Source organism: Desulfothermus sp. (genome assembly GCF_053993635.1).
The window spans coordinates 26,789-41,073 of record NZ_JBMYBT010000008.1 but is presented as its reverse complement, the minus strand read 5'-3'; the positions used below and the strand labels follow the sequence as shown (position 1 = coordinate 41,073).

Annotated in this window: 12 protein-coding genes, 2 tRNA genes and 1 pseudogene; 7 read left to right on the top strand and 8 right to left on the bottom strand. The window is 36.1% G+C overall.

Annotation, left to right across the window (positions count from 1 at the left end):
- From ACY2V1_RS00600 to ACY2V1_RS00580, 5 genes and pseudogenes are all read right to left on the bottom strand, one after another.
- Positions 1-202, bottom strand: a pseudogene (locus tag ACY2V1_RS00600) (hypothetical protein); the annotation flags it as partial.
- On the bottom strand, positions 203-3,376 hold the full coding sequence (locus ACY2V1_RS00595) for an efflux RND transporter permease subunit (RefSeq protein WP_461832851.1): 3,174 nt from the start codon (positions 3,374-3,376) through the stop codon (positions 203-205).
- A 24-nt stretch (positions 3,377-3,400) separates the two neighbouring features.
- Positions 3,401-4,549: an efflux RND transporter periplasmic adaptor subunit gene (locus ACY2V1_RS00590; protein WP_461832850.1), complete on the bottom strand. Its 1,149-nt coding sequence runs from the start codon at positions 4,547-4,549 to the stop codon at positions 3,401-3,403.
- Positions 4,550-4,568: 19 nt separating this feature from the next.
- Positions 4,569-5,150 carry a TetR/AcrR family transcriptional regulator gene (locus ACY2V1_RS00585; RefSeq protein WP_461832849.1) on the bottom strand — a complete coding sequence of 194 codons (582 nt, stop codon included), beginning with the start codon at positions 5,148-5,150 and terminating at the stop codon, positions 4,569-4,571.
- A gap of 175 nt (positions 5,151-5,325) precedes the next feature.
- Positions 5,326-5,398 (bottom strand) — tRNA-Ala (locus ACY2V1_RS00580).
- Between the two features lie 173 nt (positions 5,399-5,571).
- On the opposite strand from ACY2V1_RS00580, the gene ACY2V1_RS00575 reads away from it, so the two are divergent.
- From ACY2V1_RS00575 to ACY2V1_RS00555, 5 genes are read left to right on the top strand one after another with little or no spacing between them, the layout of a single operon-like run.
- Positions 5,572-7,170 carry a DNA repair protein RecN gene (locus ACY2V1_RS00575; protein WP_461832848.1) on the top strand — a complete coding sequence of 533 codons (1,599 nt, stop codon included), beginning with the start codon at positions 5,572-5,574 and terminating at the stop codon, positions 7,168-7,170.
- Positions 7,167-7,955, top strand: coding sequence for an iron-sulfur cluster-binding protein (locus ACY2V1_RS00570; RefSeq protein ID WP_461832847.1), 789 nt, complete (start codon positions 7,167-7,169; stop codon positions 7,953-7,955). Before ACY2V1_RS00575 ends, ACY2V1_RS00570 begins: the two co-directional genes overlap by 4 nt.
- A gap of 33 nt (positions 7,956-7,988) precedes the next feature.
- Positions 7,989-8,900, top strand: a complete 912-nt coding sequence (locus ACY2V1_RS00565) for a dihydroorotate dehydrogenase (protein ID WP_461832846.1) — start codon at positions 7,989-7,991, stop codon at positions 8,898-8,900.
- Entirely contained in the window at positions 8,897-9,331 is a 435-nt protein-coding gene (locus ACY2V1_RS00560) for a hypothetical protein (RefSeq protein ID WP_461832845.1), read from the top strand. The genes ACY2V1_RS00565 and ACY2V1_RS00560 overlap by 4 nt, the downstream gene beginning before the upstream one ends.
- A gap of 32 nt (positions 9,332-9,363) precedes the next feature.
- On the top strand, positions 9,364-10,494 hold the full coding sequence (locus ACY2V1_RS00555) for a sodium ion-translocating decarboxylase subunit beta (RefSeq protein WP_461832844.1): 1,131 nt from the start codon (positions 9,364-9,366) through the stop codon (positions 10,492-10,494).
- Positions 10,495-10,528: 34 nt separating this feature from the next.
- Here the strand turns inward: ACY2V1_RS00555 and ACY2V1_RS00550 are convergent, their stop codons facing one another.
- Both ACY2V1_RS00550 and ACY2V1_RS00545 read right to left on the bottom strand, forming a co-directional pair.
- Entirely contained in the window at positions 10,529-11,785 is a 1,257-nt protein-coding gene (locus tag ACY2V1_RS00550; RefSeq protein WP_461832843.1) for an amidohydrolase, read from the bottom strand.
- Positions 11,786-11,845: 60 nt separating this feature from the next.
- On the bottom strand, positions 11,846-12,280 hold the full coding sequence (locus ACY2V1_RS00545; RefSeq protein WP_461832842.1) for a universal stress protein: 435 nt from the start codon (positions 12,278-12,280) through the stop codon (positions 11,846-11,848).
- A 166-nt stretch (positions 12,281-12,446) separates the two neighbouring features.
- Here ACY2V1_RS00545 and ACY2V1_RS00540 point away from each other — a divergent pair, with 166 nt between their 5' ends.
- Complete coding sequence (locus ACY2V1_RS00540) at positions 12,447-13,040, top strand: alpha/beta fold hydrolase (protein ID WP_461832841.1); 594 nt, start codon at positions 12,447-12,449, stop codon at positions 13,038-13,040.
- Positions 13,041-13,622, top strand: a complete 582-nt coding sequence (amrA, locus tag ACY2V1_RS00535; protein ID WP_461832840.1) for an AmmeMemoRadiSam system protein A — start codon at positions 13,041-13,043, stop codon at positions 13,620-13,622. It abuts the gene before it with no gap.
- Positions 13,623-13,629: 7 nt separating this feature from the next.
- Here the strand turns inward: amrA and ACY2V1_RS00530 are convergent.
- Positions 13,630-13,701: transfer RNA gene (locus ACY2V1_RS00530), tRNA-Thr, on the bottom strand.
- Positions 13,702-14,285 lie beyond the last annotated feature (584 nt).

Here is a 14,285-nt window from a genome sequence, read left to right as displayed (position 1 = left end):
GTTTTAATTTTGGATCCTTAATAAAGTCCTGCCACTTTATCTCTGGTACACTAGTTTCATTTCCAAAGGAAATATTTTTATACATACCTTTATTTAGGAATTTATTATCAACTGGCATTGCAGGTCTTTTGTATTTTGGAATAAAAGAACAGCTACATAAAATGGTTAATATCATAATTATTACAGCTATATTTCTTTTCATTTATGCCTCTCCTTCCTGATGTTCCATTCTATGTTTTATACTGACTTCTTTTTTACGTTTTCCAAGCAGTTTATAGATAATCACATAAAACAAGGGAATAAAAATCACTGCAATAAATGTAGATGATATTGTACCACCAAGCACAACTGTTCCAATTGCATTCTCAGCTCCAGAGCCTGGACCATGGGATAAGGCAAGGGGAAGCACTCCCATACCAAATGCAAATGAAGTCATAAGTATTGGCCTAAGTCTTAATCTGGCAGCCTCTAAAACTGCCTTTATTAAATCATATCCTGCCTCTACCCTCTCCCTTGCAAACTGAACAATCAATATTGCGTTTTTGGTGGTAAGCCCAAGTACTGTTACAAGCCCAACCTGAAAATATACGTCATTGTCAAATCCTCTCCAATTTGTTGCTATTATTCCACCAATTACACCAAGGGGCATGGAAAGTAGTATTGCAATTGGAATTGGCCAGCTCTCATACAAAGCAGCAAGGACCAAAAATATTACAAAGAGTGCAAATCCATACACCAATGGTCCTTGGCTTGTTGCCATTTTTTCCTGATAAGACAGTCCTGTCCATGCATAGCCAAATTCTTTTGGAAGCTTGCTTACAAGATTTTCCATTTCTTTTATTGCATCACCTGTGCTAAAGCCTGGTGCAGGTTCTCCCCATATATTTATTGATGGAAAACCATTATATCTCTCTAACTGCTGAGGGCCATATATCCATCTACCCTTTGCAATTGCTGAAAATGGAACCAATTTGCCTTCTAAATTTCTTATATATATTTTTCTTAAGTCCTTTGGCATCATCCTGTATGGTGCATCAAACTGCACATACACCTTCTTTACCCTTCCATTTTTTACAAAGTCATTTACATAAGCAGAACCAATTGCTGCTGCTATGTTGTTGTGAATGGACGTAATTGGTAACTTCAAAGCACCTGCCTTTTCCCAATCTATATCTATTTTGTATTGAACAACAGGATCAAATCCATTTGGCCTCACGCGAAGAAGCCTTGGGTCTTTAAATGCCATATAAAGTAACTGATTTCTCGCCTCGAGCAATTTTTGGTATCCAACTCCCCCATAATCCAACAGCTCAAAATCAAATCCTGCTGCATTTCCAAGTTCAATAATTGCAGGGGGCATAAAGGCAAACACCATTGCATCATTGTATTTTGAAAACTCTCTCATAAGTCTTCCAACTATAGCCTCGGCTGACAGGGACCTATCCTTTCTCAAGCTCCAATCTTTAAGTTTAATAAAACCAAGTCCTACATTTGGAGCCTGCCCTGCAAAAGAATAACCAACAACTGATGCTGTGGATTCAACAGCCTTTTGCTCATGTGTATGGATATATTCTTCAACTCGCTTCATGACTTTTTCTGTCTGTTCCATGCTAGAGCCTGAAGGTAAAATCGCCTGAATAAGCAAAATGCCACGGTCTTCATTTGGAAGATATCCAGTTTTCATATTTAGAAATAAATAACCAGTTATACCCACAATTATTACATAGATGATAATAAACCTGATCTTTCTGCCCAGGGTGTACCCTACAACTGAGAGGTATAATTCTCTCCCCTTCTTTAACACCTTATCAAAAACTTTTAAAAACGGCTTAAAAATGAAAAAAGTCCTCTCATAGGTAGGAGTCCCCTTTGGATAGGGTCTTAAAAAACTACCACATAAAACAGGGGTCAACACAAGGGCTACTACAACAGAAAGTAGCATCGCTGCTGCAATTGTTACTGAAAATTGTCTGTAAATAATTCCTGTAGAACCTGGAAAGAATGCCATTGGCAAAAACACAGCAGATAAGACCAATCCAATACCCACCAGAGCTCCTGTTATCTCATCCATTGATTTAGCAGCTGCCTCCATTGGAGGCAGACCTTCTTCTTCCATAATCCTATCTACATTTTCCACAACAACAATAGCATCATCAACTAAAAGTCCTATGGCAAGAACCATTGCAAACATGGTTAACATGTTTATAGAAAAGCCAAGCACCCAGATTATGCCAAATGTTCCAAGCACAACAACAGGAACTGCAATAGTGGGAATTATGGTTGCCCTAAAACTTCCCAAAAATACAAACATAACGATAAATACCAGTATAACTGCTTCATATAAGGTCTTTATAACCTCATGAATGGCAGCTTTTGTAAAAGGAGTGGTGTCATAAGGATAGGTAACTTTAACTCCTTTAGGGAAATACTTACTCATCTCTTTTAATTTTTTCTTTATGCGCTCTGCTACTTTTAAAGAATTCGCACCTGCCATCTTTCTAACCGCTAAAGCTGCAGCAGGTTTTCCATTGTATGTTTCCCGAACATTATAAAACTCTGTTCCAAGCTCAACACGTCCCACATCCTTGATAAATATTCTTGAGCCATCTTTATTTATCCTTATGGGAATTTTGGAAAATTCTTCTGGAGTCTTTAAATAGTGCTGAACAATAATTGATGCATTAAATTTTTGTCCTTTGACTTCGGGGGCACCACCGAATTGTCCTGCAGAAACTTCTACATTATATATTTTAAGGGCAGCAATCACGTCTTCTACAGTCAAATTATATTTTATTAATTTGTCTGGATTTAACCAGATCCTCATCGCATATTCTGTTCCAAAAGTTACTACTTCACCCACCCCTGGGATCCTTGCCAGGACCTTTTCAATATTTGACTTTGCATAGTCCCTTAAATCATCACCATTATATTTTCCATCAGTTGATATGAGTCCAACAATGAGTAAATAGTTTTTGGTTGATTTACTTACCTTTACTCCCTGTCTTTGAACAGTCTCAGGCAAGCTAGCAAGGGCAAGCTGGACCTTGTTTTGCACCTTTGACCATGCAATATCAGGATCGGTTCCTGGAGCAAATGTAAGTTCAATCCTGGATACCCCAGCAGAACTTGATTTGGCACTCATATACCAAAGACCGTCCAATCCAGTTAATTTTTGCTCTATAATCTGAGTTACAGTACTCTCTACTGTCTCAGCAGAAGCACCAGGATACATTGCCTCTACCGCAATTACAGGAGGTGCCAGTTCTGGGTGTTCAGATACAGGTAAAAATTTAATTCCCAGCAGTCCAAAACTCATGATTGCTATGGCTATCACCCAGGCAAAAACCGGTCTTTTTAGAAAAAAACGAGATATCATCTATATCCTCCTATGGAAATTCCCTTATCTTTTGGCATTAGGGGTATCTAGAACAGCCTTTACTGGAACTCCTGGTCTTATATATTGTAGCCCCTTTACTATAACCCTATCATTTTCCTTGAGTCCTGATAGAACCAGCCACTTGTTACCAATGCTTCTATCAATGACAATTGGCCTTACAACTGCGCTATTTTGATTATCCACCACAAAGACATAGGGATTTCCCCTGGTATCAAACTTTACAGCCTCTTCAGGAACCAAAATCCCATTTTCCATAATACCTTCAATAATCTTCGCCCTAACAAACATCTGGGGAAGCAGTATCTTATTTTTATTTGGAAACTTTAACCTCAAAGTAACAGATCCAGTGGTCTGATCTACAGTGACCTCATTAAATTCTAAAATTCCTTTCTCTGGATAAATAGAATTATCTTCAAAAATAAGCTGTACATTTTTGTCCATATCAGGAGTGAAATTTATCAATTTTGATGCCCTCTCTTTTTTCAGTTCATATAATTCTTCTGTGGAGATTGACACATCCACATAAACTGAATCAAAGTGTTGAATTATTGCCAAAGGATTTGGTTGATATGCATAAACAACCTGTCCCTCTGTTATATATGAGCGACCTATTATCCCATCTATAGGCGCTTTGATATAACAATAATCCAAATTGATCTTTGCAGATCTTATCTTTGCTTTATATAGTTCTATATTTGCCTTTAAATTATCTAAAGCAGCCTTGGTATCATCATATACCTGTTTACTAATAGAGTTAGTTTTTACAAGTACTGAATATCTCTTTACTTGTTTTGATAATGCAGGAAGCTTTACTTGAGCTGCCTTTAAAGCCGATTGAACACTTTCAAGGGCAGCCTCATATAGCCTTGGATCGATGATATACAAAAGATCTCCTTTTTTTACATAAGAACCTTCCTTAAAGACCCTTTTTAATATAGTTCCACTTACCTGTGGGATTATTTTAGCAGTTTTATACGAGGCAACCCTTCCTGGCAACTCTTTTGTTAAAGTAACACGTTGCTTTTTTATTAATATATATGATACCACAGGGAGTCTCATTTGCATCTTAGATGGAGTTTTTTTATTTTCCTTACATCCAATTAACATCAACATAAATATAAAAACAAATGGCAAAATATATCTCTTTTTCATAAAAAAACCTCCATGAGACCTATTTATTTATTGAATTTAAAATTATTTTTACATATGAGGAAAGTATATCATTAATTTCGGATTCTGCAATGTTCTTTCTTAATAAAATTTCATTGACTAAAAACAAGTCAAAGATCATTCCCCTAAATGCCATGGAAATGATCATTAAATCAGAATTTGTATTATCAGATTTGTATTTTAACAAAATTTTTACGAACAATTCGTCTATTTGGGTTATAATTTTCTCATAAATATCAATAATTTTTTCTGAATATTGATTTATTTCTGACAATGTTATCATTATAAATTTCTTTTTTGATACCATAGTATAATAAAATCTTTTTGCCAGAGATAACAGTACATCATTTAGATTATATTGTTCTACATCCTTAGTGGCATCCAATAAATCGGGAATAATTGATTTATTTTTTAACACCTCTTCAAATAACAACTCCTTACTCCCAAAATTTCTAAAAAGAGTTACTTCTGAAACCGATGCGGCATTGGCAATCTCCCTTGTGCTGGTCCCATGATACCCTTTTTCTGAAAACAAGGTGTAGGCTGCTTCTATTATTCTATCTCTTGTACTGGTTTTTTCCATAACTTATCTCCCACAAAGTAAGTAATTACTTACTTTAGTTATATAACAAAATCAACAAAAATTTTGTAAATTTTTTTGTGCCTGACTTGAGAAACTTGGATTTAAATTAAACTTGATGGCTTATGCAAAAAAACACATAAAAAAAAGGACCAGATATATTACCTGGTCCTTTTTATGGAGCCGAGGGGAATTGAACCCCTGACCTCTTGAATGCCATTCAAGCGCTCTCCCAACTGAGCTACGGCCCCTTTAACAGGGCTATTTTTGCCCTAATTTTAGATCTGTGTCAATATTTTTTTGAGCATAATATACCATTACTTAAGTTTCGTCCTCTGGACAAATAATTTGAATTCTTTTTGAAAAAAGTTTATAAACTTTGTAAATAAAGTTTCTAAAATGAGATAAATTAAGTAAATAGAACATGTTAGAGTTTCTAAGAATCAAAAATCTCGCACTAATCCAAGACGCAGAACTAGAATTTTCCAGGGGCCTAAACGTTATAACTGGAGAAAGTGGGGCAGGAAAGTCTATTATTTTAAAGGCATTGGACTTTCTCCTTGGTGAAAACTTACCCTGGAAAATTGTAAGACAGGGAAAAGATAAGGCATATGTAGAGGCTATTTTTTCTCATGAAAAAGAAGAAATCATAATTAGACGTGAAATCACGCACAACTCAGGTCGAAGCAGAGTGTATATAAATGACAATCTCAGTTCAAAAAATAAGGTCTTAGAGCTCAGAAACAAGCTAATAATATACACATCTCAACATGAGCAGCACAAGCTGCTTAGACCAGAATATCACACAAAACTCTTAGATGAACATCTACCTTTAGAATTGATTCAAAAAAAAGACTACTTAACCAAAAAGATAAAAGAGGTCCAAGAGAAAATTTTTGATATCAGGGAACAGATAACAGAGATAGATTCTCAAAAAGATTTTTTGGAATATCAGTTAAAAGAAATCCAAAGGATATCTCCAGAGCCAAAAGAAGATGAAGTATTATTAAAAAAAAGGGAAGAGCTTAAAAATAGTGCAAAATTAAAAGAGAAAATAGACAGTTGTCTTCAAATAATTGATTCAGAATCATCCCCCCTCCTGGACCAATTGATTGCGTTAATAGGCATAACAAAAGACATCACTTCTCTTGATTCAGATTTTGAAGGTTTTATAGATCCTTTAGAACAGGCAAAAGACACAATAGTTGACCTAGAAACAAAACTCAAATCCTATCCAATTGGGCTTGAACAGGTAGCTGAGCTGGAAAATATAGAATCTCGTTTATTTGAAATCGAACAATTAAAAAGAAAGTTAAACAAGTCCCTGGATGAAATCATCAACTTAAAGGAAATTCTTGAAAATAAAATTTCCAAAAGGGATGAATTAGAGCTTGAGATCAAAAAATTAGACAAAATCAGACAAACCTATTTATACCAGTTGAAAAATATAATAAGCTCCATTAACAATTTAAGGTTAGATGCAGCAAAAAAATTAGAAAAAAAATTAAAAAGAGAACTAGTTGAACTTGGCTTTCATAAAAATATTCAAATTGAGTTTGATTTTTTTTCAGTTGAATTGTTAGACAAAATAGAGGAAAAAAGGGCAAGGATTGTGTGGAGTCCAAATCCAGGTCACCAGATGCAACCCATTGAACAGACTGTTTCAGGTGGGGAATTATCAAGGCTTTTTCTGGCCATTGTAACAACTACAACAGAGCAGTTGCCAACCCTTATATTTGACGAAATTGATACAGGTATTGGCGGACTCACCTTAAATAAGGTGGCAAGTAAGTTAAAACAACTATCTAAAAAACAACAAATAATATTAGTGACACACTGGCCACAATTGGCATGCTTAGCGCACAGACATTTCAGGGTACAAAAAGAGGTCAATAGCTCGCAGACTATAAGTAGGTGTGAGACCTTAGTTGGAGATGAAATTTTTGAAGAACTTTCTCGAATGGCAGGAGGAGGTCCACAAGGTAAAGCCCTTGCAGCCCAGCTTCTTAGGGAGGATCCATGAAGAATATAGAGTGCATTGATCTGCGCGTATTAGAATTGGTGCCATTAGATGGAAAAGAATTTTTCATCTTAAGGCTTTGTTCTCCAAAATGGAAATATAAAACTGGCCAATTCATCATGATAAGGCCCATATCATGGGGGTATGATCCCTTTCTTCCCAGGCCTTTTTCCATATCCAACTTAGATGAAGAAAAGCTAGAGATATTTTTTCAGGTAAAGGGCAGGGGGACAAAAAAATTAGCTGAGTTAAAACCAAACGACGCGGTAAAGGTTTGGGGTCCACTGGGTAATGGATTTGAAATAGACGAGTCATTACCTATACTCATCCTTGCAGGCGGAATGGGGATAGCCCCTTTTTTGGGGCTAATCAAAAACCATCCCTATCCAGAAAACATTGAGATCATCTTTGGCCACAGAAAAAACTTATCCTGTTACCCCCTAAAAAATATCTCAAGAAAAATATTAATATGGACAATAAGGGATAGAAGTGAAAGGGATCTTTTACGCCTAAAAAAGGCAATTCAAGTAAAAATTGAAGGATATTCAGCTGATGGACAAATTTTTGCCTGTGGACCACATCCATTTCTAGACATGGTCCACACAGTATGCACATCCAAAAAGACACAGCTTCAAATTTCCTTGGAAAGGCCTATGGCTTGTGGCATAGGGGTCTGTCTTGGCTGTTCAATTCCTGGTACTTCTAATAAAAACTTCCAGGTCTGCAAGCATGGGCCAGTATTTAGATGTGAAGATCTCACAACTTTTTGTGAACACAGAGGATTTTAAGCTCCCAAAGGTATAAAAAAAGGGGTTTTACTAATGGATTTTTCAGTAAAAATTGGAGGTCTTGAGTTAAAAAATCCTATCTTAACTGCATCTGGCACATTTGGATATGGCATTGAGTATAAAACATTTGGGGATTTAAAAAAACTTGGTGGTATTGTAGTAAAGGGGTTATCTATAAATCCAAGACAGGGAAATATGGGAGATAGAATCGCAGAGACACCCTGTGGGATGCTAAATTCCATTGGTCTAGAAAACATAGGGATAAACGCCTTTATACAAGATATATTGCCTAAACTCCCATACAAACAGACCCCAATAATTGTAAATCTATATGGAGAAAATATTAAAGATTTTGAGACATTGAGTAAAATAACTTCAGAAAGGGAAGAAATTGGAGCACTTGAAGTGAACATTTCTTGCCCCAATGTAAAACAAGGAGGGATACAATTTGGACAAGACGAAAAAAGTGCTGCAATGGTGTGTGAAGCAGTCAAAAGACATGCAGGTTCAAAAGTTGTAATAGTAAAACTCAGTCCCAATGTATCAGACATAAAAAAAATAGCAAAAGCTATAGAACTAGCAGGAGCAGATGCAATATCCCTAATAAATACCATACCAGCAATGGCAGTGGATATTTACAAGAGAAGACCTAAACTAACAAATGTCATTGGGGGATTATCTGGACCTGCCATAAAACCCATAGCTCTTAGAATGGTTTATGAGGTAGTGCAAGTTGTCAATATACCTGTTATAGGCATTGGAGGAATATCCAGTGTGGAAGATGTATTTGAGTTTATCTTAGTTGGTGCCCATGCTGTACAGATTGGTTCTGCAAACTTCACTAATCCAGCCCTTAGTTTTGAAATAGTAGATAGTCTGCATATAATGGCAAACAATTTAAATATAAATAGCCTGGAAGAATTTAGGGGGAAATTAATAATATGAACTTAAGAGGACTTGAGGCAATAAACTCAGCCCATGGCCTGTCTGTTACTGTGGTGGGTATAATAACAGTGTTTTTAGGGTTATTCGGTCTTTTTGTGATTTTATCAGAATTACATAAGGTAATTCTATTATGGGAAAATAGATCTGGACTTTTTACTAAATTTAATTTTTTTAAAAACAAAGAACCCTTTCCTGGTTTTAGATTATTAAAAAACAGTCCACCCTCAGCTGTTGAGGAGGCAAAACAATTATATATTTTAGCAAAATTTATTGGAGAAGAATTTAGTCTATCTCAACTCCTCGAGCTTGCAAAAAAAAGAAATCTGGCTATTTCAAAGCCCACTATAAAAATTCTTATAGACAATGGGATCATTATCCCAATAGATAAAGGCAGGTACTATTGGAGAGAAGAAGACATCACAACAGGATAGTCTAACCCATAAATCCTTAAAATGGAGTTATTATGCATCACATATTCGATTATATGGCTACGACTGGCTTTGCTTTAATCAACCTCAAGTATTTTCTAATGATAATTGTAGGAATAATTCTTATTTATTTAGGCGTAGCCAAACACTATGAACCCCTCTTATTGATCCCTATAGGTTTTGGTGTCCTGGTTGGTAACGTGCCTCATGTAGCTGGTGTCAATATATCAGTGTATGATCAAGGTAGTGTTTTAAATTATTTATATTTTGGAGTAGTTAAAGGGATTTATCCTCCCCTTATATTTCTTGGCATTGGAGCCATGACCGACTTTTCTACCATGCTGGCAAGGCCCATTTTAATGCTCCTTGGGGCTGCTGCCCAGACGGGAATATTTTTGACTTTTCTTGGAGCACTTTACATAGGATTTTCGCCACAAGAGGCTGCTTCAATAGGCATAATTGGTGGAGCAGATGGCCCAACATCTATATTTTTAACAGCTAAATTAGCCCCCCATCTATTAGGTCCAATATCCATTGCAGCCTATTCTTATATGGCCCTTGTCCCTGTAATACAACCACCAATCATGAAGCTTTTAACAACCAAAAAAGAAAGATTAATCAGAATGGAAGAACCAAGGGATGTCCCAAAAAAAGAAAAAACCATCTTTCCCATAGTAGGTTTCTTACTCACCACCTTTCTGGCACCAGCATCCCTTCCGTTGTTTAGCATGCTATTTTTAGGTAATTTGTTAAAAGAAGCCGTAGTGACAGAAAGACTTGCTCAAACTGCAAGGACTGCATTAATAGACTCAGTTACCATAATCCTGGGTTTTACTGTTGGAGCCAGCACCCAGGCCGATTATTTTCTCACCCCCAAAGCTCTCTATATCTTTATGTTAGGTGCATTCTCCTTTGCAGTGGCAACTGCATCAGGTGTTCTTTTTGCAAAATTTTTGAACCTATTTGTAAAACATAAAATAAACCCCCTGGTTGGGGCTGCAGGTGTTTCAGCTGTACCAGACTCTGCAAGGGTGGTGCAAATGGTTGCCAAAGAAGAAGACAAGACCAACTTCTTACTCATGCACGCTATGGCACCTAACGTGGCAGGCGTGATTGGATCCGCAATAGCAGCTGGTGTGTTATGGCACTTTATGGTTACACCGTAGTTTAAAAAATAATCTTCTATTTGAGAGTAAGTGATTATAATCTATCAAGTATAGACTTTATCTGCTTCTTCGCTGTTTTTATTATTTCTTCTTCACCTTCTACGTATCTATTGTGCATGAGTATCTTGCCATTACAAATAGTTGTTGTCACAACATCTCCATTTGCTGCATAGACTAAATTGGAAATCAAATTGTGACATGGGACCATCTGGGGATGATTTAGATCTATTAAAACACAATCAGCAACCTTCCCCTCTTTAATTTCTCCTGCATCTATACTAAAAATCATGGCTCCATTTTTTGTAGCACACCTAAATATATCATCACTTTTCCCAGATGTGGGACTATTTGATGCCATCTTTGCCCTTAATGCAGCGATTTTCATCTCCTCCAGCATATCCAGGTTATTATTTGAGGCACAACCATCTGTGCCTATCCCAACTATTATTCCTTGATTTATAAATTCATCAAATTTAAAGGAGCCTGAGGCCAGTTTCATATTTGAAGTTGGCACATGGGCTATTTTGACATTTCTATTTTTTAATATCTCTATCTCCTCTTCATCCACCCAGATAACATGGGCAAGGATACATCTCTCATTCAAAAATCCAATATCATCTAGATACTTAACAGGAGTAGTCCCCCTAATTTTTTTGCAATCTTCCATTTCTTTTTTTGTCTCGGCAACGTGGATATTGACAAAGAGCCCCATATCTTGGGCAAAATCTCTAATCCACTCAAGGGAAGCCTTTGAAACAGTATAAATTGCGTGGGGACCCATAATAAACATTACCCTTGAAGATACCTTTGGAGGGGAATAAAAGAATTCTCTATTTTTTTTCTGAAAATATTCTCCTTTCTTTGGATCCTCAAAATCCACATATGCAGATGATATGGCAGCTCTAATCCCCATCTCATCCACGGCCTGGGCAATTGCCTCAACATGCCAGTACATATCACAAAAAAACGTAGTTCCCGTCTTTATCATCTCAAGGCAGGCCAGTTTGGTACCTATGTAAACGTCATCTGGTGTCAATTTTCTCTCAAATGGCCAAATGTGATTATTGAGCCACGTATGGAGATCCATATCATCGGCATATCCCCTTAAAAGGGTCATTGCAGCATGGGTATGTACATTAAAAAAAGAAGGAATTATTGCCCTATCTTTACCTGAAATCACCTGATCAGCTTCAACATTAAGGGATTTTCCTATTTTTTTAAATATACCATTCTCAATATATACATCAACTATCTCTTTATTTAAAAATACTTCCTTTATTAAAATACTCACCTCGAAGGCTCCTTTAAATAAACTATTTGGCCTAAAAGTTATTAAAAACGCACATGAAAATTATTTTATCACTACCACAGGAACCTTGGACAATTTTATTACCTTTTCTCCAACAGATCCAAATAAAAATTCCCCAATATCTTTTTTATTTATGGCCCCAATTACCACCATATCTATTTTTTCAGAATCCATAAAAGATAGGATTTCTTTGGCTGGGTTTCCTGATTTTAAGACAAATTCAACATCCCTATCTTGAAAAAATTTCTCTTTTAATTCCTGAGCCTTTGCCTTGGCCTGGTCTATCATCTGTTTTTCATATTCTTCTCTGTAACTTTTGGGTACTGAAAATTGTTCAATGACATCTAAAGAATGTACCACATAAATAAGATAAATTTTTGAATTTAAACAATTACACATTGTCTTGGCATAGTCTACAATTTTTGATGTCATTGGACCAAAGTCAATTGCACATAATACCTTTTTAATCTCAGCCATAACATCTCCCCATTTGTTTTTGAGATAAATAATAATAACCCCAAATTTCCCTTTTATCCTTTGACTAACCCGATGAATAAACTTATAATTCACGGGTAGAAGATTTTATACAGCACAATTTTGACTAAGTAAAGAAAATGATTAACACAAAAAAAAGGAGGAATTTATGGATATAGAAAAAAAATATGTAGAGATAGAAGATTGCAAAATTAATACACTTTCTGCAGGCAGTGAGGCAGATAACTGTATAGTCCTTTTACATGGGGCAAAATTTAAGGCCCAGACCTGGAAGGACTTGGGTACAATTGAAGCCCTGGCCAACGCAGGATATAGGGTTGTAGCAATGGACATGCCTGGATTTGGGGAATCCCCTTATTGCTTAATGGAACAGATAGATGTTCTATACAATGTTATAAAAAAACTAAATATTGAAACACCAGTGATTCTTGGGCCTTCTATGGGCGGAAGAATAACTTTGAACTTTTATTTTAAATACAAAGACATCCCCAAAGGACTGGTATTGGTTGGAACCGTAGGAATTGAAGAGAATGCCCCTAGAATAAAAGAGCTTAGTGTTCCCACATTGATTGTGTGGGGAGAAAAAGATGACCTAGCACCAATTAAATATGCACATTTTTTAAAAGAGAATATCCCAAATTCCAAACTCGTTGTGATCAAAGATGGACCTCATCCCTGTTATTTAAAAGATCCTGACACATTTCACAGAGAACTAATAAACTTTCTTTCGGAGGTATTTTAGATGGGAGAATTCAAAAAACTAACTGAAGATGAGGGGAAAATACTCCTAAAATTGGCTAGAGGTGCAATTGAAGAAAGGCTATTTGGCAAATCAAACCAGGAAATTTCAGAACAAGATCTAAATAAAGAAGTCTTTCAAGAAAAAAGGGGAGTGTTTGTAACTTTAAATAAAAGGGGAAATTTAAGGGGGTGTATTGGCCACATCCAACCTATTTTACCCCTTATTAAAGGTGTTAAAGAAAATGCAGTTAATGCAGCATTTAATGACCCCAGATTCCCTCCCCTATCTCAGATAGAATATCCTGAAATAAAAATAGAGGTTTCAGTTTTAACAAATCCTACCCCTTTACATTTTAACGGGTATCAGGAACTCTTAAACAAACTCAAGCCAAATAAACATGGAGTGATCTTAAAAAAAGGATTTTATCAGGCCACCTTTTTACCTCAAGTATGGGAGCAATTACCAGATAAAAGGGACTTTTTGACCCATTTATCAATGAAAGCTGGCCTTTCTCCAACAGGGTGGATGGATGATGATATTGAGATTTTTATATACGAAGTACAGGCATTTGAAGAAGAATGAATAAAAAAGCCGGCAAGGGGATTTGAACCCCTGACCTGCTGATTACGAATCAGCTGCTCTACCACTGAGCTATGCCGGCAAAATCAATACATTCAAGGATATATATGATTTTTAAAAAAAAGTAAATAAGAGAATTTAGGGTCAATTTGGCGCATTTTTGCACCCAATATGCACCCAGCTTGTACCCAATTTTTACTCCCAAAATGTAAATACATTTCTGGTAAAAAAAATAATCCCTATATTTACAAGCCCTAGTTGTTCAATAATCTGCTCGGTTACATTCTCTGTGAGCTCATAAGTTCGGTCATTGATCCATAACTCAATTGTTCCATCTTCATTAATCGTTAAAATGTTATCCGTATCTTTACGTGCTCCAGCTCCACCATAGAGCAGAGGGAACATGCTTATTTATTGGTGTGGATGTTTCCTCTGAATTAGGTATACAACATCCTTCAAACCAGCCTCTCCCTTCCATTTCATCACAATACAACTCATCCCAGTCAATTAAATAACATTCATAACAAAATGTATAACTCAAGAACTTGCAATGATTTAAGCTCCTCTAAAAAACGTAAATTTTTTTCACGTTTTTAAAGAGAAAAGCTTAAAGTAGCGAGGGCTCGGCAAAATTGCGGAGTCGGAAAGTCTATGGGATCTTAAATT